General features: G+C 70.3%; 21 protein-coding genes and 1 riboswitch. Of the genes, 14 read left to right on the forward strand and 7 right to left on the reverse strand.

Features of this window, described 5'->3' with window-relative positions:
* Positions 1–4: 4 nt before the first annotated feature.
* A complete protein-coding gene (locus ACHAAC_RS15515; protein WP_435717211.1) occupies positions 5–2,017 on the reverse strand; it encodes a YhgE/Pip family protein in 2,013 nt (670 codons plus the stop codon).
* On the reverse strand, positions 2,017–4,908 hold the full coding sequence (locus ACHAAC_RS15520; protein WP_435717212.1) for an MMPL family transporter: 2,892 nt from the start codon (positions 4,906–4,908) through the stop codon (positions 2,017–2,019). The genes ACHAAC_RS15515 and ACHAAC_RS15520 overlap by 1 nt, the downstream gene beginning before the upstream one ends.
* Before the next feature lie 76 nt (positions 4,909–4,984).
* On the opposite strand from ACHAAC_RS15520, the gene ACHAAC_RS15525 reads away from it, so the two are divergent.
* Together ACHAAC_RS15525 and ACHAAC_RS15530 are read left to right on the forward strand one after the other, a co-directional pair.
* Positions 4,985–5,626 (forward strand): TetR/AcrR family transcriptional regulator, encoded by a 642-nt coding sequence (locus ACHAAC_RS15525; RefSeq protein ID WP_435717213.1) that lies wholly within the window; start codon positions 4,985–4,987, stop codon positions 5,624–5,626.
* Positions 5,627–5,776: 150 nt separating this feature from the next.
* The gene (locus ACHAAC_RS15530) at positions 5,777–6,349 is read left to right on the forward strand and encodes an HhH-GPD-type base excision DNA repair protein (protein WP_435717214.1); all 573 of its coding nucleotides are present in this window, start codon (positions 5,777–5,779) and stop codon (positions 6,347–6,349) included.
* A 24-nt stretch (positions 6,350–6,373) separates the two neighbouring features.
* Here the strand turns inward: ACHAAC_RS15530 and ACHAAC_RS15535 are convergent, their stop codons facing one another.
* Positions 6,374–6,958 (reverse strand): hypothetical protein, encoded by a 585-nt coding sequence (locus ACHAAC_RS15535; protein WP_435717215.1) that lies wholly within the window; start codon positions 6,956–6,958, stop codon positions 6,374–6,376.
* Positions 6,959–7,016: 58 nt separating this feature from the next.
* Here ACHAAC_RS15535 and ACHAAC_RS15540 point away from each other — a divergent pair, with 58 nt between their 5' ends.
* A complete protein-coding gene (locus ACHAAC_RS15540) occupies positions 7,017–7,670 on the forward strand; it encodes a class III extradiol dioxygenase subunit B-like domain-containing protein (RefSeq protein WP_435717216.1) in 654 nt (217 codons plus the stop codon).
* Between the two features lies 1 nt (position 7,671).
* On the opposite strand, the gene ACHAAC_RS15545 is transcribed toward ACHAAC_RS15540, so the two are convergent.
* Positions 7,672–7,899, reverse strand: a complete 228-nt coding sequence (locus ACHAAC_RS15545) for an antitoxin (RefSeq protein ID WP_435717217.1) — start codon at positions 7,897–7,899, stop codon at positions 7,672–7,674.
* Positions 7,900–7,968: 69 nt separating this feature from the next.
* Between ACHAAC_RS15545 and miaA the strand changes: the two genes are divergently transcribed.
* The 4 genes from miaA to ACHAAC_RS15565 all read left to right on the forward strand — a co-directional run bounded on the left by miaA (position 7,969) and on the right by ACHAAC_RS15565 (position 13,171).
* Positions 7,969–8,886 (forward strand): tRNA (adenosine(37)-N6)-dimethylallyltransferase MiaA, encoded by a 918-nt coding sequence (gene miaA, locus ACHAAC_RS15550; protein WP_435717218.1) that lies wholly within the window; start codon positions 7,969–7,971, stop codon positions 8,884–8,886.
* Between the two features lie 54 nt (positions 8,887–8,940).
* Complete coding sequence (gene dapF, locus ACHAAC_RS15555; protein ID WP_435717219.1) at positions 8,941–9,759, forward strand: diaminopimelate epimerase; 819 nt, start codon at positions 8,941–8,943, stop codon at positions 9,757–9,759.
* A complete protein-coding gene (gene hflX / locus ACHAAC_RS15560; protein ID WP_435717220.1) occupies positions 9,756–11,153 on the forward strand; it encodes a GTPase HflX in 1,398 nt (465 codons plus the stop codon). Before dapF ends, hflX begins: the two co-directional genes overlap by 4 nt.
* Before the next feature lie 74 nt (positions 11,154–11,227).
* Positions 11,228–13,171 carry an ATP-dependent DNA helicase gene (locus tag ACHAAC_RS15565; RefSeq protein WP_435717221.1) on the forward strand — a complete coding sequence of 648 codons (1,944 nt, stop codon included), beginning with the start codon at positions 11,228–11,230 and terminating at the stop codon, positions 13,169–13,171.
* A gap of 50 nt (positions 13,172–13,221) precedes the next feature.
* On the opposite strand, the gene lexA is transcribed toward ACHAAC_RS15565, so the two are convergent.
* Positions 13,222–14,001, reverse strand: coding sequence for a transcriptional repressor LexA (lexA, locus tag ACHAAC_RS15570; RefSeq protein ID WP_435717222.1), 780 nt, complete (start codon positions 13,999–14,001; stop codon positions 13,222–13,224).
* Between the two features lie 424 nt (positions 14,002–14,425).
* Between lexA and ACHAAC_RS15575 the strand changes: the two genes are divergently transcribed.
* Positions 14,426–14,767 (forward strand): LysM peptidoglycan-binding domain-containing protein, encoded by a 342-nt coding sequence (locus ACHAAC_RS15575; RefSeq protein ID WP_435717223.1) that lies wholly within the window; start codon positions 14,426–14,428, stop codon positions 14,765–14,767.
* 26 nt (positions 14,768–14,793) lie between these two features.
* Entirely contained in the window at positions 14,794–15,498 is a 705-nt protein-coding gene (locus ACHAAC_RS15580; protein WP_435717224.1) for a type 1 glutamine amidotransferase, read from the forward strand.
* Here ACHAAC_RS15580 and ACHAAC_RS15585 read toward each other — a convergent pair.
* Both ACHAAC_RS15585 and ACHAAC_RS15590 read right to left on the reverse strand, forming a co-directional pair.
* Positions 15,495–16,322 carry a hypothetical protein gene (locus ACHAAC_RS15585; protein WP_435717225.1) on the reverse strand — a complete coding sequence of 276 codons (828 nt, stop codon included), beginning with the start codon at positions 16,320–16,322 and terminating at the stop codon, positions 15,495–15,497. The genes ACHAAC_RS15580 and ACHAAC_RS15585 overlap by 4 nt on opposite strands.
* A gap of 92 nt (positions 16,323–16,414) precedes the next feature.
* On the reverse strand, positions 16,415–16,837 hold the full coding sequence (locus ACHAAC_RS15590; protein ID WP_435717226.1) for a VOC family protein: 423 nt from the start codon (positions 16,835–16,837) through the stop codon (positions 16,415–16,417).
* 339 nt (positions 16,838–17,176) lie between these two features.
* Between ACHAAC_RS15590 and nrdR the strand changes: the two genes are divergently transcribed.
* From nrdR to ACHAAC_RS15615, 5 genes are all read left to right on the forward strand, one after another.
* Positions 17,177–17,659: a transcriptional regulator NrdR gene (gene nrdR, locus ACHAAC_RS15595; RefSeq protein ID WP_435717227.1), complete on the forward strand. Its 483-nt coding sequence runs from the start codon at positions 17,177–17,179 to the stop codon at positions 17,657–17,659.
* Between the two features lie 58 nt (positions 17,660–17,717).
* Positions 17,718–20,630 carry a vitamin B12-dependent ribonucleotide reductase gene (locus tag ACHAAC_RS15600; RefSeq protein ID WP_435717228.1) on the forward strand — a complete coding sequence of 971 codons (2,913 nt, stop codon included), beginning with the start codon at positions 17,718–17,720 and terminating at the stop codon, positions 20,628–20,630.
* A gap of 94 nt (positions 20,631–20,724) precedes the next feature.
* Entirely contained in the window at positions 20,725–21,702 is a 978-nt protein-coding gene (locus tag ACHAAC_RS15605) for an HNH endonuclease (protein WP_435717229.1), read from the forward strand.
* 168 nt (positions 21,703–21,870) lie between these two features.
* Positions 21,871–22,263, forward strand: coding sequence for an ATP-binding domain-containing protein (locus ACHAAC_RS15610; RefSeq protein WP_435717230.1), 393 nt, complete (start codon positions 21,871–21,873; stop codon positions 22,261–22,263).
* A 108-nt stretch (positions 22,264–22,371) separates the two neighbouring features.
* Positions 22,372–22,485: riboswitch (SAM riboswitch) on the forward strand.
* A gap of 26 nt (positions 22,486–22,511) precedes the next feature.
* Entirely contained in the window at positions 22,512–22,898 is a 387-nt protein-coding gene (locus ACHAAC_RS15615) for a hypothetical protein (protein WP_435717231.1), read from the forward strand.
* Positions 22,899–22,938 lie beyond the last annotated feature (40 nt).

Here is a 22,938-nt window from a genome sequence, read left to right on the forward strand (position 1 = left end):
GACCTCAGACCTGCAGCACCGGGTGCAGGCGGGACATCGTCACCGTCTGTCGTCGCTGGGCGGTCAAGACCGTGACCGCCAGGGCCGCGAGCCCGAAGAGCACCAGGACGACCGCCGCGGTCACCAACCCGGCGCCACCGCCGGCGATCGCCGTGCGCATCCCGGACACGGCGTAGGTCATCGGCAGCAGCGAGTGCAGGAAGCCGAAGAAGCCCGGCGCGGTCTCGATCGGGTAGGTCCCGCCGGCCGCCGTCAGCTGCAGGCACACGAACACCAGGGCGACGAACCGCCCGGCCCCGCCGAAGAGCGCCACGAACATCTGGTTGATCGCGGTGAACACCGCGCCGGTGAGGGCCGCGAGACCCAGCAGCACCCAGGGGCGGGCAGGGTCGATGCCCAGCGCCCCGACGACCAGGCCCACCAGGAGTACGGCCTGCAGCAGGGAGAGCGCCAGGCCGGGTGCGAACCCCGCGAGGGCGGTGCGCACCGGGCCGGCCGTGGAGGCCAGTGCGCGCTGGGAGAGCGGGCGCAGCAGCAGGTAGATGGCCATGGCGCCCACCCACAGGGCGAGGGCCAGGAAGTAGGGGGCCAGGCCGGCGCCGTAGCTGGAGACGCCGTTGGCGCGGTCGATGGCGTCCTCGACGGGGGTGGCGGCCGTCTCGGCGAGCTTCTCCCGCTCGTCCTCGGTGTAGTCCGGGACGCCCTCGGCGCCGTCGGTGAGGCCGTTCTGCAGCTCCAGGGCACCGGCCGCGAGCGCGTCGGCACCTGAAGCCAGCTCCTGGGTGCCGCTCGCGAGCTCGTCCGCACCGGCGGCTGCCTGGTCGGCACCGGTGCTGAGCTCGCCTGTGGCGCCGGCCAGCTCTCCGGCGCCGGTCGCGGCGGTCCCGATCGCATCCACGAGCTGGGGCACGCCGGCCGCGAGCTCGGCGTTGCCCCGGGCCACCTGCCGCGCGCCGTCTGCGAGCTGCTGGGTCTGCCCGCCGATCTCACCTGCCTGCCCTCGGATGTCGCCGATGACTGCACCGGACTGGTCTGCGGCGTCCTCCACCAGCGAGCAGTCCAAGCCTTCGGGAGCCTGCTCGCGGCACAGCTCGGCGAAGTCCCGCAGCTGCTGCTCGATGGCCTCGGCGTCCTCGGTGCCGGCGAGGATGGCTCCCGAGACCTCCTGGACCGTGCCGTTCAGCTGATCGACGCCGTCCGCCACCTGCCGGGAGCCGTCTGCGAGCTGCCGTGTGTCGCCCGGAAGGCTCGACGTCTGGTCCTGCAGCTGTCCCAGGCCGGCTGCCAGCTCACCGGCTCCCGCGTCCAGCTGGCTGGCGCCGTCGGCGAGCTGCCGGTTGCCGTCAGCCAGCGTGGCCGCGCCGTCGGCGAGCTCGTCCGTCCCGGCGGCCAGCTCCTCGGCACCGTCGGCGAGATCACCGGCACCGTCACCGGCCTCGTCCAGCGCCATCTTGATGTCGGAGAAGCTGAGGTAGATGTTGTCGAGGTAGGTCTCGGTCACCTGGGAGTTCAGGGAGGACCTGGCTGCCCGCAGGATGCTCTGCGCGACCGCTCCGTTGACGTAGTTCACGGCGTCGTCGGTGACGAGGTCCAGCTCGCCCTGCACAGCCTGCTCGGGGTCGTCGGTGGAGGTCGATGCCTCCGACAGGTTCTTCGGGATGGTGAGCACGGCCTTGTACTCACCGTCGGCAAGGCCCTCCTGGGCGTCCCGGGCATCGGTGAGGACCCAGTCGTAGTTCTGCTCGGAGTCGTCGCCGATGAGCTCGGCCGCGAGGAGCCGCCCCACGGCCACCTGCTGCGCCTCGCCGTCGGAGCCCTCGACCTCGATCATCTCGTCCTCGTTGACGACGGCCGCCTGGACGTTGTCGAGGCGGTTGGTGGGGTCGATGTTGGCCCAGATGTACAGGCCGCCGTAGAAGAGCGGGACGGTCAGCACCGCCAGCAGGGCGACCCGGGTCAACCGGCTGCGCTTGAAGCGCGCCAGCTCGAACCACGGCAGGGACGGGGAGGGGAACATCAGGACATCAGCTCGCTCAGGGTGCGGTGCGTGTCGAGCTCCAGCAGGTGGAGCCGTTCGGGTGGCAGGTGGCCGCCGTCGGGGGCGGACTCGGCGGACCGGACGGAGGCGACGAGCGTCGTGTCCCGCTCCTCCAGCAGCCAGGCCAGGGCGGACCAGACCAGCTGCACGTCGCCGGCGACGCGCAGGTGGTCGACGTCGTCGACCACCAGGATGCGCGGATCGTCCGAGAGCGCCAGGACGGCGCCCAGGACGGTCCGGGCGACCCCGTCGAGCGCGACCAGGGGCGTCGAGCCGGACACCTCTCGGAAGGGCAGGCCGGCGGTGTCGTACGCGTGCTGGAGCGCCCGGTTGAGCTCGTGACGCAGGGGTGCGATCCGACGCTGCGGCACCCACAGCCCGAAGGAGGAGATGGCGCGACGCTCGGCGATGTGCTGGTCGACGCTCAGGCCGTCGTCGAGCTCGTTGACCCCGGACATCTCGCCCAGGCTCACCAGGTGCCGCACGGCGCGGGCCTCCTGGGGGAGCAGGTGGCCGCCGACGCGCAGCCGCCCGTCGGCGAAGGCCATCCGGCCGGCGAGGGTCAGCAGCAGGGCGGTCTTCCCCCCGCGGGCGGGTCCGTGGACCACGAGCCAGTCACCCTCGGGCAGGCTGATGTTGACGTCGTTGAACACCGGCCCCTGAGGGGTGGTGGCGGTCAGCCCTGCGGCGCTGATGGCGGTGGGCCGCGCGGGCCAGGCCTCCAGCTCGATGCGCCGGTGCATGCCCTCGCCCTCGACGTCGACGTGGGGGAGGCGCCGGTCGAGCCAGGCGGGGAGCGCCCAGGCCGCCCGGCCGGTGAGCCGCATGACGGCCGGCGCGAACAGCATCCGCACCAGGAAGGCGTCGCAGAACACGCCGACCGCCAGGGCGAAGGCGATGGGTTGGATGTTGGCGTCGCCCTCGGGCACGAACGCCGCGAAGACGGCCAGCATGATGACCGCTGCGGCCGTGACCACGCGCGAGCTCCCGACGAAGCCGGTGAGGATCGCCTCGTCGGGGTCGTCGGTGCGCGCGTACTCCTCCTTGATCCGGGACATCAGGAAGACCTCGTAGTCCATCGAGAGACCGAAGAGCACCGCCATGAGCAGGATCGGCAGGAAGCTGATGAGCGGGCCGACCGAGATGACGTGCAGCTGGTCGGCGAACCACCCCCACTGGAAGACCGCGACCACGGCTCCGAACGACGCACCGGTGGAGAGCAGGAAGCCGAGCGTCGCCTTGATCGGCACGAGCACGGAGCGAAAGACGATCATCAGCAGCAGGACGGACAGGCCCACGACGACGATGCCGAAGGGCAGCAGGGCGTCCTGCAGGCGTTCGGAGATGTCGATGCCCGCGGCGGTGAGTCCGGTGACGGCGACGGCGTCGATGTCGTGCTCCTGCTCCCAGCCCGGCCCGCGGTCGCGGATCTCGTGAACCAGGTCCGCGGTCTCGGCCGAGGACGGGCCGGTCGTCGGGATGACCTGGATGAGACCGGTGTCCCCGGTCTCGTTGGGCGTGGCCAGGCCGATCGCCTCGACGCCGGGGAGGCCACGGAGATCGGCCTCGATGTCCTCCACGACGCCGAGGGGGTCGGTGGAGGTGATCAGGTTCATCGTCACCAGCAGGGGGCCGTTGTGGCCGGGGCCGAAGCTCTCCTCGACGAGGTCGAAGGCCTCGCGCTGGGTGGAGCCCGTCGGTGCGGCGCCGTTGTCGGGCAGCGCGAGCTGCAGGTCCTTGGTGGGGATGGCGGCCACGCCCAGGCCCACCACGATGATGACGATCGCGATGAGCGGGTAGCGCGTGGTGGCCTTCACCCACTGGCTGGAGAAGGCTCCCGGCGGACGTTCCTTCGCGCGGGGGCGCAGGCGGTCCCCGGCCCGGCCGAGCAGGGCCGGGAGGAGCGTGACCGCCACGGCCACCGCGATGGCGACCGCGACGGCGGCGATGACACCCATGATGGTCAGGAAGGGGATCCGCGCGATGGCCAGACCGGCCAGGGCGATCATCACGGTGACCCCGGCGAACACCACGGCCGACCCGGCGGTGGCCACGGCGCGCCCGGCCGCCTCCTCGGCGTCGACGTCGGCGGCGAGCAGCTCGCGGTGGCGCGAGACGATGAACAGCGCGTAGTCGATGCCGACGGCCAGCCCCACCATCAGCGCCAGCAGGGGGGAGGCGCTGGAGATGGTGACGACGCTCGTGGCGGCGAACGCCAGCCCCATCGCCACGGCGACACCGATGATGGCCGTGACGATCGGCATCACCGCGGCGCGCAGCGAGCGGAACATCAGGTACAGGACGACGAAGGCGACGAAGACGCCGATGAGCTCGATGATCGAGAGCTGCGGCCCGGTGTCGGTGAAGGCGTCGCCGCCGAAGGCCACGGTGTGGTCGGCGGCCTCCAGGTCGTCACCCGTGGCCATGAGGTCGTCCAGCTGGGCCTGCTCGAGCTCGGTCAGCTGTCCGCGGAACTGCACCTGCACCTGGGCGGCCTGCTCGTTGTCGGAGATGCCGATGTCGGTGGCATCGGAGAAGGGCGAGACCGCGTCGTCGACGCCCTCGACCTCCTCGATCGCGGCCACGGCGGACTCGATGAGTCGTCGGGACCCGGGCTCGGTGACCGTGGCGCCCTCCGGGGCCTCGATGACCAGGTAGGCCGACGTGCCGGCGAGCTGCGGGAAGGTGCGGTCGAGTGCGTCCAGCGCCGTCTGGGACTCCGTCCCGGGGATCTCGAAGGAGTCGTTGGTGCCCTCGGAGAAGACAGCGGCGAGTCCACCGGCCAGGACGACGGCGAGCAGCCACCCGGCGACGACGCGGCGGTGATGGCGATAGCTCCAGCGGCCGAGGGCGTAGAGAAGTGTGGACACCGTCGCAGGATACGATATTGTATCGAGTACGACAATGTATCCGCACGGGTGTCGTGCATCACGGAGAGGACGGGCCATGCAGCAGACCGGTGCCACGGGGCGTCGCCGGGAGGCGACGCGCGAGCGACTCCTGGACGCCGGCCGGGACCTGCTGGCGCGTGAGGGCATCCAGGGCGCCTCGGTGGAGCACATCTGTGAGATCGCCGGGTACACGCGAGGGGCGTTCTACTCCAACTTCTCCAGCAAGGACGAGCTGGTCATCGCGCTGTTCGAGCGCGAGTTCGCCGCACTGGTGGCCCAGCTGGAGCACGCCGTCGACCCGCAGACATACGCCGGGCTCGGCGTCGCGCAGGCCCTGCCGGCGATCATGGAACGGTTCATGGAGCTGCGTCCGCCCGATCGCGACTTCTACCTCCTGCACGCGGAGTTCGCGCTGCGCGGCGTGCGGGGCGACATCGGCGGGCAGGAGTTCAACGCGCTCTGGCAGGGTCTGCTGGACCAGGTGCTCGCCGTCATCCAGCGCGTGCTCGACGACCTCGGGCTGCGCCTGACGATCGACCTGCGCAGTGCCGGAACCATCCTGCTGGGCACCTACGACGCCGAGCTGCGCGAGGCCGTGGTCGCCGGGCGGCCGATGGATCGCACCCTCATGCTCCAGACCCTGCCCGCCCTCCTCCTCTCCGCCACCGAGCCCGTCGAGTCGCGCCCGCCCTCCTGATCGGTGCCTGAGCAACCGAATGGTCTCGGTCTTGGGTCCATCGGTGCGTGAGCAACCCGAAACCGCTGCACTCGGTTGCTGAAGCACCGATCCGGGGCGTGCACACGTACGCCACCGATGTCGGGCGACGCTCGTGGGACGATGGGCGCCATGGCCATCCAGATCGCCCAGGACCCTGCTGCCGACGCCGTGCTCACCGAGGACCCGTTCGCCCTGCTCGTGGGGATGCTGCTGGACCAGCAGTACCCGATGGAGCACGCCTTCCGCGGGCCGGCCAAGATCCTCGACCGGTTCGGCACCCTCGACCCCGAGGCCATCGCCGACGCCGACCCGCACGAGTTCGCCGAGCTGTGCGCCACGCCGCCGGCCATCCACCGCTACGGCCGCTCGATGGCCGGTCGCGTCCAGGCGCTGGCTCGCGTGGTCGTCGATGAGTACGACGGCGATGCCGCCCGTGTCTGGACCGAGGCCCGCTCGGGCAAGACGCTCTTCACCCGGCTGACGGCCCTGCCCGGGTACGGCGAGCAGAAGGCCAAGATCTTCGTCGCGCTGCTGGCCAAGCAGCTGCAGGTCAAGCCGCGCGGCTGGACGACCGTCTCCGGTGACTACGGACGCAAGGGCTTCCGCTCCGTCGCGGACGTCGTCGACGCCGAGTCGCTGCAGAAGGTGCGCACGCACAAGAAGGAGATGAAGGCGGCCGCGAAGGCGCAGGCGCCGTCCTGACCGACGGAGTCGTCGGCACGCCGGTCAGACCTCTCGGCTGTCCCCGAACTCCGGCGTCACGAGCGCCTCGGGAACCTCGCACACCAGCAGGCCGGCGCCGTCCATGCGCTCGGTGATCTCGTTGCCGTCGTCGTCGCGCGGCACGCTCAGGTCGATCTCTCGGCCACCGGCGACCTCCTCGGCGTAGGCCTCCCGGGCCTCGACGAGCCGGTCCCAGTCCTCCAGCCACGCCTGCAGCGGTTGGTCGCGGTCAGCGAGGTCGTCGAGGGCGCGGATCTCCTGCAGCATCTGGCGCACGGCCTCGTTCTGGTCGCGCAGTGTCCGGGCGCGATCCGCCGGCGGTCCGGAGAGCGTCAGACCTTCCACCGTGGAGGTCATCAGCTCGCACTCCTCACCGACCACCTGCACGACCTCGGTGTCGTCCAGGAGTCCGGGAGCGTCGCGACTCTCCACCACGATGGTGCTGACGAAGGCGCCCAGCAGCACGAGCGTGGCCAGCGGGCCGGTGACCACGGCCACCCAGAACCACCGCCGGGAGACGGGTGGATCCGCGAACCGCCACCGCTGGACGCGCGGCGGGTACTCGACGGGGCGCCGCGGATCACTCACCTCCGCATCGTTTCATGACTGCGCCCGTCGCTCAGGTCGGGCACATTAGGGTCATGGCGTGATCGTCGTCGTGTGCCCGCACCCCCCGCTGCTCGTGCCGGCACTGGACCCGCACGCGCTGCCGGAGATGACGAGCGTGCGACGCGAGGCATTGGCCGCGGTCAACGTGCTCGTCGCAGCGGCGGACGGCCTGGTGACCGTCCTGACGACGGACGGGGACGACCGGGACGAGCGAGCGGGCGGGTCCCTGGCCGGCCACGGCGTGGACGTGAGGGCCGGCGGCCCCGACGGTGGCCTCGGGCTCGCGGCGACCATCGGCGCGTGGCTCCTGGACGAGGCGGGCTGGCAGGGCGGACGCCGGTACGTCGGCCCCGACGCCCGGGAGTCGGTGGAGCACGCGGAGGCGTTGCTCGTCATGGCCGACGGGTCGGCGCGGCGCACCGAGCGGGCGCCCGGGCACCTCGACCCCCGGGCCGAGACCATGGATGCTGCCGTGGGCGCGGCCCTGCAGGACGGTGATGCCGCGACCCTGGCCTCGCTGGACCTCGGCCTGGCTGACGAGCTCCTGGTCTCCGGGGCGCCGGCGCTGCGTGCCCTCGGTGCCGCCGTCGTCGCGCGCACGACCGAGGGTGCCGAGGTCGTGTCGCGACTGCGGCACGACTCGGCCCCCTTCGGCGTCGGCTACTGGGTGGCCGACTGGCGGGTCGGCTGACTCAGCGCTTGTCGTTGGGCTTGTCGTTGCCGAGGTCGTCGACGGCGCCCTTGGCCTTGTCGGCGGCACCGTCGATCTTGTCGGCGTACTTGCCCTTGGTCGCCTTGTCGGCGAGGTCCGCGGCCTTGTTGATGCCGGTGTCGGCCTTGTCGCCGTGCTCGCGGGCCAGGTCGGCGGCCCTGCGCTTCAGCGTGGGTGCGTTCTTCTTGAGCTTGTCGATGAATCCCATGACGACCCCTGACTCGGAGGCGGGACCGTCCCGCCTCGTCGCCGCCAGCGTACTGCGAGAATCCATCGCATGACCCCGGCCGACCGCGTGGTGGTGGTCGTCGGACCGACGGCCTCCGGCAAGTCCGCACTCGCGGTGCAGCTGTGTCGTCGCCTGGGTGGTGAGGTGGTCAACGCGGACTCGATGCAGCTCTACCGCGGCATGGACGTCGGCACCGCCAAGACGCCGCTCGCGGAGCGTGCCGGGGTGCCGCACCACCTCATCGACGTCCTGGACCTCGCGGAGCCTGCCTCCGTCGCCACCTTCCAGCGTCGGGCCCGGGAGACGGTGCAGGACTGCCTCGCTCGCGGCGTGCCGCCGGTGCTCGTGGGCGGCTCGTCGCTCTACGTGCGGGCGGTGCTGGACCGGCTCGACTTCCCGGGCACGGACCCGGCCGTCCGCGACCGGTGGAGGGCACGTCTGGATCAGGTGGGCAGCCCAGCCCTGCACGCCGAGCTGGCTCGCGTGGCACCAGCGGCCGCCGAGGCGATCCTGCCCTCCAACGGCCGCCGCATCGTCCGGGCGCTGGAGGTCACCGAGATCACCGGCCGCCCCTTCGTCGCCACGATGCCGCCGCACGAGTCGATGATCGGGGAGGTCCGGATGATCGGCCTGGAGGTCGAGCGGCCGGTGCTGGACGAGCGGATCCGGCACCGGGTGGAGGCGATGTGGGCCGACGGGCTCGTCGAGGAGGTGCGCGGCCTTCGGGAGCGGGGGCTGGACACCGCGCCCACCGCGTCCCGGGCGCTCGGCTACTCCCAGGCGGTCCAGCAGCTCGACGGCACCCTCACGCAGGCCGAGGCCATGGCGGCCACGGCGCGCGGGACGATCGCCTTCGCGCGGCGCCAGGACCGGCACTTCCGCAAGGATCCCCGCATCACGTGGCTGCGGGCCGACGACCCTGCGTTGCTCGAGCAAGCCCTGCGGGTGGTCGAGGAGGACCGCTGAGGCGGCCGCACCATGGCCATCGTCCAGCGCGGCGGGCGGGCGTAGACTGATCGAATGACCTTTCCATGGCTCAAGGGACACGGCACCCAGAACGACTTCGTGCTGCTCCCCGACCATGACGGGAGCATCCACGGCGACCTCGACGGCGACCTCGTCGCGCAGATCTGCCATCGACGCCGCGGCCTGGGCGCCGACGGTGTCATCCGCGTCATCCGGTCGGAGGCGGTCGGCCTGCCGAGCGCGGGCGAGTGGTTCATGGACTACCTCAACGCCGACGGCTCGGTGAGCGAGATGTGCGGCAACGGCATCAGGGTGCTGGCCCGTCACCTCATCGACGAGCAGCTCGTGCCCGACGCGCCGTTGGTCATCGGCACGCGCGACGGCGACAAGCAGGTGACCCCCCTGCCCGACGGCGAGCTCAGCGTCGACATGGGCGTGGGCACCTGGGGCTCCACGTCCAAGATCTTCGCGGGCGGCCACGTCTGGGAGGCGCAGGACGTCCGCACGGGCAACCCGCACGCCGTGGTGTTCGTCGACCGGCTCGACGACGCCGGCTCCCTGCTGCAGGCACCCGAGCACGACCCGGAGACCTACCCCGAGGGCGTCAACGTGGAGTTCGTGCAGCGACGAGGACCCGCCCACGTCGCGATGCGGGTGCACGAGCGCGGCTCGGGGGAGACGCTCTCCTGCGGCACCGGGGCCTGCGCGGTCGGTCTCACGGCGGCCCGCTTCGACGGCGTCGATCGCCCGGCGACCTACCGCGTCGACGTCCCCGGCGGCATCCTGCACGTCACGTGGCGCCCCGACGACCACCTGATCCTGTCCGGCCCGGCGCAGATCGTCGCGCGCGGTGAGATGGAGTGGCTCGCATGAGCGATGTCGACACCGAGCAGGAGAAGGTCGACAGGGACGACATGGAGGGTCTGGAGCTGGCCGAGCGCCACTCCCTGCGTCGCGTCGCGGGGCTGTCCACCGAGCTGGAGGACATCACCGAGGTCGAGTACCGCCAGCTGCGGCTGGAGCGGGTCGTCCTGGTCGGCGTCTGGACCGACGGCACGGCCGAGGACGCGGAGAACTCGCTCACCGAGCTCAAGGCGCTCGCCGAGACGGCCGGCTCGGAGGTGCTCGACGCCATGGTGCAGCGGCGCCAGCGGCCCGACGCCGCCACCTTCATCGGCAGTGGCAAGGTGCAGGAGCTCAAGGCCGCGGTCGAGGCCACCGGTGCGGACACGATCATCTGCGACGGCGAGCTCGCACCGAGCCAGCTGCGCAACCTGGAGGACCGGACCAAGGTCAAGGTCGTCGACCGCACGGCACTGATCCTGGACATCTTCGCCCAGCACGCCAAGAGCGCCGAGGGCAAGGCCCAGGTCGAGCTGGCCCAGCTGCAGTACCAGACGCAGCGCCTGCGCGGCTGGGGCGGCAACCTGTCGCGCCAGGCCGGTGGCCAGGCGGCGGGCGGCGAGGGCATCGGTGGTCGTGGCCCCGGTGAGACCAAGCTCGAGACCGACCGTCGCCGGATCCAGGCCAAGATGACCAAGCTGCGCCGCGAGCTCAAGGACCTGCGGGTCACCCGCGACATCAAGAAGGCCCAACGCCGACGGCACGGCATCCCGGCCGTCGCGATCGCGGGCTACACCAACGCCGGAAAGTCCAGCCTGCTGAACCGGCTCACCGACGCCGGTGTGCTCGTGGAGGACGCGCTCTTCGCGACCCTGGACCCCACCACCCGTCGCACCCAGACCTCCGACGGTCGGGTCTACACGCTCTCGGACACCGTCGGCTTCGTGCGGCACCTGCCCCACCAGCTGGTGGAGGCGTTCCGCTCGACGCTGGAGGAGGTGGCCGACGCCGACCTCGTCCTGCACGTCGTCGACGGCTCCCACCCCGACCCCCGCAGCCAGGTGGCCGCGGTGCGCGAGGTGCTCGCCGACGTCGGCGCCACGTCGGTGCGTGAGATCGTCGTGATCAACAAGGCCGACGTCGCCGACGACCTCGGGGTCAAGCAGGTGCTGGTCGCCGAGCCGCACGCCATCGTCGTGAGCGCCCGCACCGGTGAGGGTTTCGACGAGCTGCTCTCGGCGATCGAGGCCGACCTGCCACGCCCTGCCGTGCTCATCGACGTCGTCGTGCCCTACGCGCGCGGCGACCTGATCAGCCTCGTGCACGAGAACGGCGAGATCGAGGAGCTGGACCACACCGGTGAGGGCACCCACATCGTGGCCCGCGTCCCGGAGGAGCTCGCGCACTCCCTGCGAGCGATCTGAGCGATCACCCGGCGTCGCGCGTCGCTGTGGACGGCCGCCGTGCCCGGTCCGGGCCCGGGCATAGGCTCGGGCGCATGCCTGCCTCGGTCCCCGACCTCCTCGCCGCCGCCGTCACGTCCATCGGAGGTGCGGAGCGGCCGGGACAGGTGACGATGGCCGAGGCCGTCGCGGAGTCGTTGTCCTCCGGGACGCACCTGCTGGTGCAGGCGGGCACGGGCACCGGCAAGTCGCTGGGGTACCTGGTGCCCAGTGCCCTGCACGGCAAGCGGGTCGTGGTGGCCACGGCGACGCTGAACCTGCAGCACCAGCTGGTGGAGCGGGACATCCCGGCGCTGCGCAAGGCCGCCACGAGCGCCGACGCCCAGGTGCCGCACACCGCCGTGGTGAAGGGTCGCGCCAACTACGCCTGCCTGCACCGGGTCCGCGAGGGCGCTCCCGACGACCAGGGCGTGCTCGTCGAGGTCCCCGAGGGTGCCCTGGGCGCGGAGGTCGTCGCGCTGCGGGAGTGGGCCGAGGAGCAGGCCAAGGGCTCGCACGTCGGTGACCGCGACGCCGCCCCGGCGCACTCCGAGCGGGCGTGGCGTCAGGTCAGCGTCAACCACCGGGAGTGCCTGGGCGCCTCTCGCTGCGCGCACGCCCTGGAGTGCTTCGCCGAGCGGGCCCGTGAGGACGCCCAGCAGGCCGATCTCGTGGTCACCAACCACGCGCTGCTGGCCATCGACGCCATCGACGGCGTCCCGATGCTCCCGGAGTACGACGCCGTCGTCGTCGACGAGGCCCACGAGCTGGCCGCCCGGGTCACGCAGGCCGCCACCGACGAGCTGGACGCGGGCACCGTGGAGCGTGCCTCGCGACGCGCGCGGGGGCACCTCTCCGACGAGCGCGGCAGCCGCGCGGTGGACGACCTGACCGAGTCGGCCGATGCGTTGGCAGCGGCGATGGCCGCGACCGACGTCGGCCGGATCGACGCACCCCAGGAGGCCCTGCTGGAGGGGCTGCAGATGGTGCGCGACGCCGCACGGCAGGCACTGTCGGCCTTCGGCAAGGACACGCCCACCGACGCCGAGGACGCCGGCCGCCAGCAGGCCAAGGCGATGCTGGAGGAGGTCCGGCAGGTGGCCGACCGGATGGCCACGAGCCGCGAGACCGAGGTGCTCTGGCTGGGGGAGTCCCGCGGCGGACCACAGCTGCGCGTGGCTCCGATCGACGTCTCCGGCGCGCTGCGCGAGAAGCTCTTCGGCACCAAGACGGTCGTGCTCACCAGTGCCACGCTGACGCTGGGCGGTGGCTTCGACCCGCTCGCCGCGTCGCTCGGTCTGACGTCCCAGCCGGCGGAGGGGGAGTCCACCTGGCAGGGCATCGACGTCGGCTCACCGTTCGACTACACGCGCCAGGGCATCCTCTACGTCGCCAAGCACCTGCCGCCGCCGGGCCGCGACGGGTTGCAGGAGGCCCAGCTGGACGAGATCGCAGCCCTCGTGGAGGCGGCGGGCGGGCGGACGCTCGGGCTGTTCTCCTCCCGCCGGGCGGCAGAGGCCGCGGCCGAGGCCACGCGGGAGCGGCTGCCGGACCTGGACATCTGGTGCCAGGGCGACGCCCAGCTGCCCGAGCTGGCCCGGCGCTTCGCCAAGGAGCCGTCCACCTGCCTGTTCGGCACGCTCAGCCTCTGGCAGGGGGTGGACCTGCCGGGAGACACCTGCCAGCTGGTGATCATCGACCGCATCCCGTTCCCGCGTCCGGACGACCCGCTGATGAGCGCCCGTCAACGCCTGGTGGAGAAGCGTGGCGGCAACGGCTTCATGACCGTGGCCGCCGGCCACGCCGCGCTGCTTCTCGCCCAGGGCGCGGGCCGCTTGATCCGTCGTGGCGACGACAAGGGTGTCGTGGCGATCCTGGACCCACGGATCGCCACGGCCCGCTACGGCAGCTTCCTGGCAGCGTCGCTGCCCCCGATGTGGCGGACCACCGACCGTTCCATCGTGCTCGCCGCGTTGCGACGACTCGACGAGCAGGAGTGAGGTCGGGGTCCGCCTCGGCGGATCAGGGCAGGGCGATCAGGGCAGGGGGATCAGAGTCGGCGCAGGACCGCGGTGACCTTGCCCAGGATGGTGGCGTGGGTGCCGTCGATGGGGGAGTAGTCGTCGTTGTGCGGCATCAGCCAGACGTGGCCGTCGGTGCGCTGGAAGGTCTTGACCGTGGCCTCGCCGTCGAGCATCGCGGCCACGACCTCGCCGTTCTCGGCCGTCGGCTGCTGGCGCACCACCACGAAGTCGCCCTCGCAGATGGCGGCGTCGATCATCGAGTCGCCCTGCACCTGCAGCAGGAAGAGCGTGCCGTCGCCGACCAGTGACGCGGGCAGAGGGAGCACGTCCTCGACGAGCTCCTCGGCCAGGATGGGCCCACCGGCGGCGATCTTGCCGACCATCGGGACGTAGGTGGCGGCCGGGCGGGCGTCACCGATGCCGGTGGCGTCGCCCTCGGACTCATCGGCCGGGCCCAGCGTCTTGCGGGCCTTGAGTACCTCGGGCAGGAAGATCTCCAGGGCTCGCGGTCGGTTGGGGTCGCGCTTGACGTAGCCCAGACGCTCCAGGACGCGCAGCTGGTGCGCCACCGAGGACGTGCTGGCCAGGCCCACGGCCACGCCGATCTCACGCATGCTGGGCGGGTAGCCGTGCTTCTCGATCATCTCGCGCAGGAAGATCAGGATCTTCTGCTGGCGGGCGGTCAGGCCGGTCATCTCATCGACCGGGCCGTCGGGCAGCTCGCGCGGGGAGTTGCGTGATCCCTTGGGACGCCCGCGCTTGGGTCGCGTCTCCTCGGCCTGGTCCGTGGTGGTGTCGTCGCTCATGGCCATACGGTAGCCGCGATCTCGGACACATCCAAACACCTGTTCGAGAGCGTGTCGTGGCCGATCGGACCCCGCGGAGTGGCGGTCGTGCTCGTCGCGACCAGGCCCAGCCGGATGGCCCCGCGCAGCCCTGGGTGCCGAAGGGAGCCGATCCTGCGGGGTCCTCCCGGGTCCTGACACGCCGAGAAGAACATTCTTTCGATCCTTCTTTCGCCGGAATTGCAGGGATTGTGATGGTGTACTCGCCTTCCTGTTCGATTGGGGGCTGCTTTTGTCGGTCGGCTGTCGTAGTGTCGTACACGTGTTCGATCGAACGTCTGTTCCAGTTCGCATCCAGCGGCCCGGAATCGAGTGACATCGCGGAGGTTCGGTCGGACACCCCAAACTCCACACCCCCGTCTCACTTCCCCCTTGGAGGCACCCCATGAGCACCATCTCCCTCACCTCGTACCCGTCCTTCTCCAGCCCGGAGCTTCGGCTCACCCGGCGTGGCCGGCTGGTCGTCCTGCTCGCGGCCCTGGTTGCACTCGTGCTGCTCGCCGTCGCGTTCGGCCCGTCGGTCACCGCCACCGGCGAGCGCGGCGACGTTCCGGCCACCACGGTGGTCACCGTGCAGCCGGGCGAGACCCTCTGGCAGATCGCCGGGGACGCCAACCCGGCCGGTGACCCGCGGGAGACCGTCGACGACATCATGCGGATGAACTCGCTCTCCGGCGCCGGAGAGCTGCAGATGGGCCGCGAGCTGGCGGTGCCGGTCTACGAGTGATCGGTGCGGCCGCGCACAATGGGCGCATGCTCATCCACGTCGTGGCCGACGGCACCGACCGCGAGGGCGGCTACGTCACCGAACGCTTGGCCGCCCTCGGGTTCGAGCTCGGGTGGATCGACCGCGATGCCGTCGTCGCGCACGACGAGCTCGCCCCCGCGGCCATGATGCTGCTGCTCGGCTCGGAGCGCTCGGCGCACGAGCCCCGGTGGGCCGGCCCGGTCGCGGCGGAGGAGGCCTTGGTCCGCTCGTCCCTGCGAGCCGGCACCCCCGTCATGGGGATCTGCTTCGGCGCCCAGCTGTTGGCTCGGGCCCTGGGTGGTGCGTCCTACCGCGGGGACGAGCCAGAGGCGGGCTGGAAGCGGGTCGACACCATCGACCCCGTCCTGTGCCCCGAGGGGCCGTGGGCGCAGTTCCATCGCGATGTCCTCACGCCTCCGCAGCAGGCCCGCGTGCTCGGCACCTCCTGGTACGGGCCGCAGTGCTTCATCGACGAGAGCCTCGGCACCCCGGCCATCGCCTGGCAGTTCCATCCCGAGGTGACGCCGCAGACGTACGCCCGCTGGGTGGACGACGACACCGAGACCGTGCGGCAGGCGGGCCTGGACGCGACGTTCATCAAGCGCCAGGCCTTGGCGAGCGCGGCCCGGGCCCGCATCGCCGCCCACCGCCTGGTGGACGACGCGTTGCGCTACCTCGAGGTCGACGTGCCGGCGGCCGACGTGTCCTAGTCGCAGGCCTCGGCGCGCAGGCCCGCCAGCGGGGGCATCTGCTCCAGCGGGGTGTCGATCTCCTCCGACTCGGCCTCGTCGAGGAACTCCTCGTACTCGGTGACGTCGGGCTCGTCGGACGTGGGGGAGATGAGGCCCTCGGTGTAGAACGCGCACTCGTCGGCGCCGATGAGGTCGGTGTCGACCAGCCAGGTCTTCTCCGCGTCCAGTCGCCCGAGGTCGTTGCCGCCCAGTCCGATGGTCCGCCTGATCAGGACGGCCTGCGGCTCGTCCTCGTCGCCGACGAGGTACATCGCGTGCACCTGCAGGGCCACGAGCGGGACGGGGCCGTCCTCGGTCTCGGCCTCTGTCACGTCCCACTGGGCCCCGACGACGCGCGGCTGGGCGATCGGCTGGGCGTCGGGGTCGAAGAAGGAGACGAAGAGCTGCGCCGTGGGCGCGCCGTCGGCGAGCACCTCAGAGGTCTCCACCTGCTCGGCGAATTGTGGCCCGGCGATGCCCAGGTGGGAGCGCTGCTCGTCCGAGGAGGGGCCCGCGTCCCACCGGGCGCGGTTGTTGAAGGCGTCCAGGGCCATCGCGCCGACCGTGTCGGCCGCGGTGGTCACGTCGACGGCGTCCAGGCCCTCGGGCACCTCGGGCAGCTCCAGCGAGCGCAGGCTCACGGCCGGGAGCTCGGTGATCGCGCCCAGCGCGTCGGTCGCGGGCGCCTCGGTGTCCTCGGCCTCCACGGGTGTGGGCGCCTCGTCGGGGGTGTCGTCGATCTCGCTGGAGCACCCGGCGAGGGCGGCTCCGAGCAGGCAGAGCGCGACGATGCTGCGACGCATGGACGACCTTTCAGAGGGGGCGAGGCCGTCGAAAGCCTAGCAACGCGCCCGTGGGCGCCTGTGGCTCGCGGCCGGAGCGGCGAGCACGGCGCTCAGGCGGGTGGCTCGCCGGGCCCCTGGTTGACGAGCCACGCGATGCCGAACTTGTCGTTGAACAGTCCGAAGCGGTCACCCCAGGGCGCGAGCTCGAACGGCTGGACGATCTCGGCACCCTCGGTGAGCTTGTCCCAGACGGGGGTGAGGTCGCCCTCGTACGTGGACAGCGAGATGTTGACGGCAGTGCCGACGACGGGGTCGGGCATGGAGGCCGGGGTGTCAGCGGCGAAGATCGTCAGGCCGTCCTCGCTGATGACGGCGCCGTGCATGATGAGGTCCGCGTCGGCCGGGCCCTCGGACATGCCCCCGTCGGCGAAGGTCATCATCTCGATCGTGCCGCCGAGTGCGGAGTGGTAGAACTCCAGGGCCTCGCGGGCCTGGGAGCGGAAGTTGAGGTACGGGTTGAGTCGTGTGGTCATGGACCGATCATCCTCCTGGATGTTCCGAAGTGGAAGGCCCCGGCTCCGCTGGGGGGGCGACACCGGGTGCCGACGGGCCGCGCCACGCCGTGACGGATGGGGCTGTTGTGGCGCTCTGTCGGCCCTGACCTGCGCAAACGTCGCGTACTGCAGAAATGTCCGCGGACCCGACGAATCTACTTGCATGGCCCTGCGCAGCAGGCGTACGCTCACCACTAGATCTAGTACTTACAGCCGTGTAGTTCTCCACATCTAGTTGCACAGGATGAGTAGGGTTACCCACAGGAACTGCCGGAATCCACACCGTCGTCCCGATGTTTTCCCCAGAGGAGGCCCTTGATGCACTGCCCGTTCTGCAAGCACATCGACACCAAGGTCCTGGACTCTCGGGTCGCGGACGAGGGTGGGGCGATCCGTCGTCGCCGGGCCTGCGTCTCGTGCGAGAAGCGGTTCACCACCGTGGAGCAGATGCAGCTCATGGTGGTGAAGCGGTCCGGGGCCAGTGAGCCCTTCACCCGCGAGAAGGCCGTCGCCGGCGTTCGCAAGGCCTGCAAGGGCCGACCGGTCTCCGAGGACGACCTCGCGTGCCTGGGCCAGCAGGTCGAGGATGCGCTGCGCGCCTCCGGGCTCGCCGAGATCCCCGCGCACGAGATCGGACTGGCGGTCCTGGAGCCGCTCAAGGAGCTCGACGAGGTCGCTTACCTGCGCTTCGCCAGCGTCTACAAGGCCTTTGAGTCCGTCGACGACTTCGCCGCCGAGATCGCCCACCTGATGGCTCGAGCCGCCGACGGCGAGCTCGCCGAGGCCAGCACCGAGCAGTAGCACCAGTTTTCTACACATTCAGCACGACACATCGCGAGAGACACACAGGAGCAGTCGCATGACGGAGACGGTCGACGGAACCACGGGTTCCCCACGCAGCAAGCGCGCCAAGGGTCAGGGCCTGACCATCGAGCGCGTCTTCACCACCGAGGGTGTGCACCCCTACGACGCCGTGACGTGGGAGCGTCGCGACGTCGTGCAGACCAACTGGAAGACCGGCGAGACCGTCTTCGAGCAGCGCGGCGTGGAGTTCCCGGACTCCTGGAGCGTCAACGCCTCCACGATCGTCACGACCAAGTACTTCCGCGGTGCCGTCGGCTCGCCCGAGCGTGAGCAGAGCCTGCGCCAGCTGCTGGACCGCGTCGTGCTGACGTACGTCAAGTCCGGCAAGGAGAACGGCTACTTCGCCACCGACGCCGACGCCGAGGTCTTCGAGCACGAGCTGACGCACATGCTCCTGCACCAGGTCTTCAGCTTCAACAGCCCCGTGTGGTTCAACGTGGGAACCTCCAGCCCGCAGCAGGTCAGCGCCTGCTTCATCCTCGCGGTCGACGACTCGATGGACTCGATCCTGAACTGGTACCGCGAGGAGGGCCTGATCTTCAAGGGCGGCTCCGGTGCCGGCCTCAACCTCTCGCGGATCCGCTCCTCCAAGGAGCTGCTGCGCTCCTCCGGCGGCACGGCCTCCGGCCCGGTCTCCTTCATGCGCGGCGCCGATGCCTCCGCCGGCACCATCAAGTCCGGTGGCGCCACGCGTCGCGCGGCCAAGATGGTCGTGCTGGACGTCGACCACCCCGACATCGTGGAGTTCGTGGAGACCAAGGAGAAGGAGGAGGAGAAGATCCGCGTCCTGCGCGACGCCGGCTTCGACATGGACCTGGGCGGCAACGACATCACGTCGGTGCAGTACCAGAACGCCAACAACTCCGTCCGCGTCAGCGATGAGTACATGCGCGCAGTGGAGGAGAAGACCTCCTTCGGCCTGCGTGGTCGCATGACCGGTGAGGTCATCGAGGAGATCGACGCGGGTGACCTGTGGGGCAAGATGGCCCAGGCCGCGTGGGCCTGCGCCGACCCCGGCATCCAGTACGACGGCACCATCAACGACTGGCACACCACGCCGGAGACGGGCCGCATCACCGCGTCCAACCCGTGCAGCGAGTACATGCACCTGGACAACTCCAGCTGCAACCTGGCCAGCCTGAACCTGCTGACGTTCCTGGAGGCCGACGGCAGCTTCGCCGTGGAGCGCTTCGTCAAGAGCGTCGAGCTGATCATCACGGCGATGGACATCTCGATCTGCTTCGCGGACTTCCCGACCGACCCGATCGGTGAGACCACCCGCGCCTACCGCCAGCTGGGCATCGGCTACGCCAACCTCGGCGCGCTGCTGATGGCCTCGGGCCTGGCGTACGACTCCGACGGTGGCCGCGCGCTGGCCGCGTCGATCACCTCGCTGATGACCGGCACGTCCTACCGCCGCTCCGCGGAGCTGGCCGGCGTCGTGGGTGCCTACGACGGCTTCGCCCAGAACGCCGCCCCGCACACGCGGGTCATGCGCAAGCACCTGTCCGCCAACGACGACGTGCGCACGCTGCACGCCATGGACATCGCGGTGCACCGTGAGGCCACCAAGCAGTGGGCCGAGAACCTCAAGATCGGTGAGAAGAACGGTTGGCGCAACGCCCAGGCCTCCGTGCTCGCGCCCACCGGCACCATCGGCTTCATGATGGACTGCGACACCACCGGCATCGAGCCGGACTTCTCGCTGGTCAAGTTCAAGAAGCTCGTCGGCGGCGGCTCCATGCAGGTCGTCAACCAGACGGTCCCGGCGGCGCTGACCAAGCTGGGCTACACCGGCGAGACCATCGAGGCGATCGTGGAGTACATCGCCGAGCACGGTCAGGTCATCGACGCCCCGGGCCTCAAGCCCGAGCACTACGACGTCTTCGACTGCGCCGTGGGGGAGCGGGCCATCAAGCCGATGGGCCACGTGCGGATGATGGCGGCGGCCCAGCCGTTCCTGTCCGGCGCCATCTCCAAGACGGTCAACATGCCCGAGACCTCCACGGTGGAGGAGATCGCCGACGTCTACTTCCAGGGCTGGAAGCTCGGCCTGAAGGCGCTCGCGGTCTACCGCGACAACTGCAAGGTCGGCCAGCCGCTGTCCAGCCAGAAGAGCCAGGACGACAAGACGTCGGCCTCGGCCAAGGACGCCGAGGTCAAGACGGTCGTGGTGGAGAAGCCGATCCGTCGCCGGCTGCCGAAGTCGCGCACGTCGATCACGACGTCGTTCAGCGTCGGTGGCGCCGAGGGCTACATGACCTCCGGTGCACACGACAACGGCGACCTGGGCGAGATCTTCCTCAAGCTCGGCAAGCAGGGCTCGACGCTCTCGGGCGTCATGGACGCCTTCTCCATCGCGGTGTCCATCGGCCTGCAGTACGGCGTGCCGCTGGAGACCTACGTCTCCAAGTTCACCAACCTGCAGTTCGAGCCGTCGGGCCTGACCGATGACTCCGACGTCCGGATGAGCAAGTCGATCATGGACTACGTCTTCCGCCGCCTGGCGCTGGACTACATGGACTTCGATACCCGCTCGGCGCTGGGCATCCACTCCGCCGACGAGCGCCAGCGCTACCTCGACACCGGCAGCCACCAGCCCGTCAGCAAGGGCTCCACGGCCGCCGAGCTCGTCGAGACGGCCCCGGAGTCGCTCAAGGAGTCGGCCGCGGCCGAGGCTGCAGCCGAGGTCAAGACCCAGGCCGACGTCGCCCCCGAGGCGGCCGAGGTCCAGGCCGAGACCGCCAAGCCGGCACCGAGCACGGCCCACACCTCGGCCGAGCTCCTGGAGGAGATCACCGGCTCCGCCGTCGACTCCCCGCTGTGCATGACCTGCGGCACCAAGATGCGCCCCGCCGGCTCCTGCCACGTCTGCGAGGGCTGCGGAAGCACCAGCGGCTGCAGCTGATCATGATGACTGCGCCCCGGCCCGGTGGGGTCGGGGCGCAGCCGTCTTTGGCGAAGCTCCACTCTCTCGAACTGACCAGTGAGATGCTGAGCGCATGACTGACGCTCGGCCTCCGGCGGCCTGGCTCCTCATGGCCGTCGGGGAAAACCGTCAGTACGGGGGCAACACCGGATACGACGATCAAGCGGATGTCTACTACTCGTGGGACAGCACGGTCAACAACCACGCGAATGTGCGCGTTGGTGACTCGGTAGCCATCTGGGACAAAGAGCGCCTCCTTGGCTTGTCAGTGATCGAGGCGATCGAAGCCGAGAGTGAAGTGAAAGCGCTTCGCCGCTGCGCCAATGCTCAGTGCGGTCGATCGAACATCAACGAGCGAAGGACCAAAGCTCCTCGCTTCCGCTGTCAGAACTGTGGGTTCGAATTCGACGAGCCTGCCACGTCGTTCGTCGAGGTCACCAAGTACACATCACGTCATGACGCGGCTTGGACGCCTCTTGAGAACTTGCTGTCCGGGCCAGAGCTTCGCCAGTTGTGCAAGTCGCCAAAGAGTCAACTCAGTATGCGACCCCTCGACTGGGATGCGTTCTCGACAGCGATCTCCCAGCACGGAGCGCACCAGGCCCTCAAGCGCGTAGCCGACCGGTCGCCGGACCTCTTCTTTCCGTCGCAAGCTGACACGAGCATGGAGTTCTCCCAAGGCCACTCCGAAGCCCTCGTCAGGGTCCGCCGAGGTCAGCGCAAGTTCCGAGATCAGCTCCTCAAGACTTACGGAGGGCGTTGCGCCTTCACAGGGGAAGCGCCAAAGCGTGTCCTCGACGCAGGACACCTCTATAGCTACGCGCAATTGGGCGAGCACTTCGAGCATGGCGGTCTCCTTCTACGACGCGATGTCCATCGGCTCTTCGACGATGGCTCGCTCGCAGTCCATCCGGGAACCCTGAAAGTCGACGTCGGCAATGACCTCGAAACTTTCCCTCAGTACGCGCGACTGCACGATCGTCCACTTGCTGTTCAGGTAAATGACGAGCGGGTCGAGTGGCTTCAGAAGCACTGGAACGAGCACCGGTGATGGGGGCCGCTAGGCGGTGAGACTCGTGCTGCTTCCTGTCGACGGACCGACCGATCTACTCAAACTGCCGACCCCCTGCGCAACACGCGTCAGATCTCCTCGACCTTCTCCCCTCTGGCACCCAATCGGATGCGGCTCTCCACCCACGAAGGTCCGGAGGTGCGCTTCGTGCCTTGCGCGCAGGATGCCGCCATCGAGCGCGCCGACGACGTCGTCGACGAGCTGCTGGGGGAGGGCTGGCAACCCTCCGACGTCGCACTCATCGCCACAGGCAGCCGCCACCCCGAGCAGAAGGCGCGGCAGGAGGAAGGCTGGGAGGCGTACTGGGACTCCTTCTGGTACCGCGACCAGGTCTTCTACGGCAGCGTCCTCGGCTTCAAGGGCCTGGAGCGTCCCGCCGTCGTGCTCGCCATCAACGAGCGCCCCGGCATGGACCGCGCCGTCGAGCGGCTCTACACCGGCCTGTCCCGCGCCCGGGACCTGCTTGTCGTCTGCGGCGACCCGGAGCACATCGAGAACGTCGGGGGACCGGAGGTCCTCAAGCGGATCGCGGGCCACTAGGGCCACGCCACGTCCTGGGTTCTCTGCCGATCGAAAAGGTCCCAGGCGGGGTCCCTCGCCAGGCTCATGGCCGCCTTCTGTCGGTGCGACGCTCTAGGCTGAGGTGACGCTCCAGAGTGACGACGTCAAGTACCTGGCTGGTCGTCCGGCAACCCCCTCCCGTGGTGGGTGCCCCAGGCAACGAGCGGGCCGTAGCGCATCCGCCTGCGGCAAGCGGAGGACCGCTGGGTCCAGCTCGGAGAACTCTCATGCACCACTCGTCGTCGCTCGTCTGCACCCTTGAGCAGCACGGACATCACCTCAGCTTCATCCAGCTCAAGCTCGCCCTGGGGCTCTGGAAGCGCCACGGCATCGGCACGTCCGGCCTCGTCATCGCCCTCGACCCGCAGTGGGTCGACGTGGAGACCGGCGGAGGCCGCCAACGACTGTTCCTGCACGAGACCAGCCACCTCGCCGACGCCCTCGCTTCCGAGGGCCCCCGGGCGTCTCTCCTCGACCACGGCGTCCTGGTGGTGGGGCCTGCGATCGATCGCGAGGTCTTCATCGCCCCCGGGCCGGCGTTCAGCGTGGCGACCGAGGCCCAGTGGACAGAATGCCTCGCCTCCGGGACCGCCAGAGGCCCCCACTCGCTGTAGCGGCGACGCCGTGTCCGTGGGCTTGGATGACGAGCCTGGG

The sequence above is a fragment of the Aeromicrobium sp. CF4.19 genome, from assembly GCF_051262555.1.
In the GTDB taxonomy this organism is placed as follows: domain Bacteria; phylum Actinomycetota; class Actinomycetes; order Propionibacteriales; family Nocardioidaceae; genus Aeromicrobium.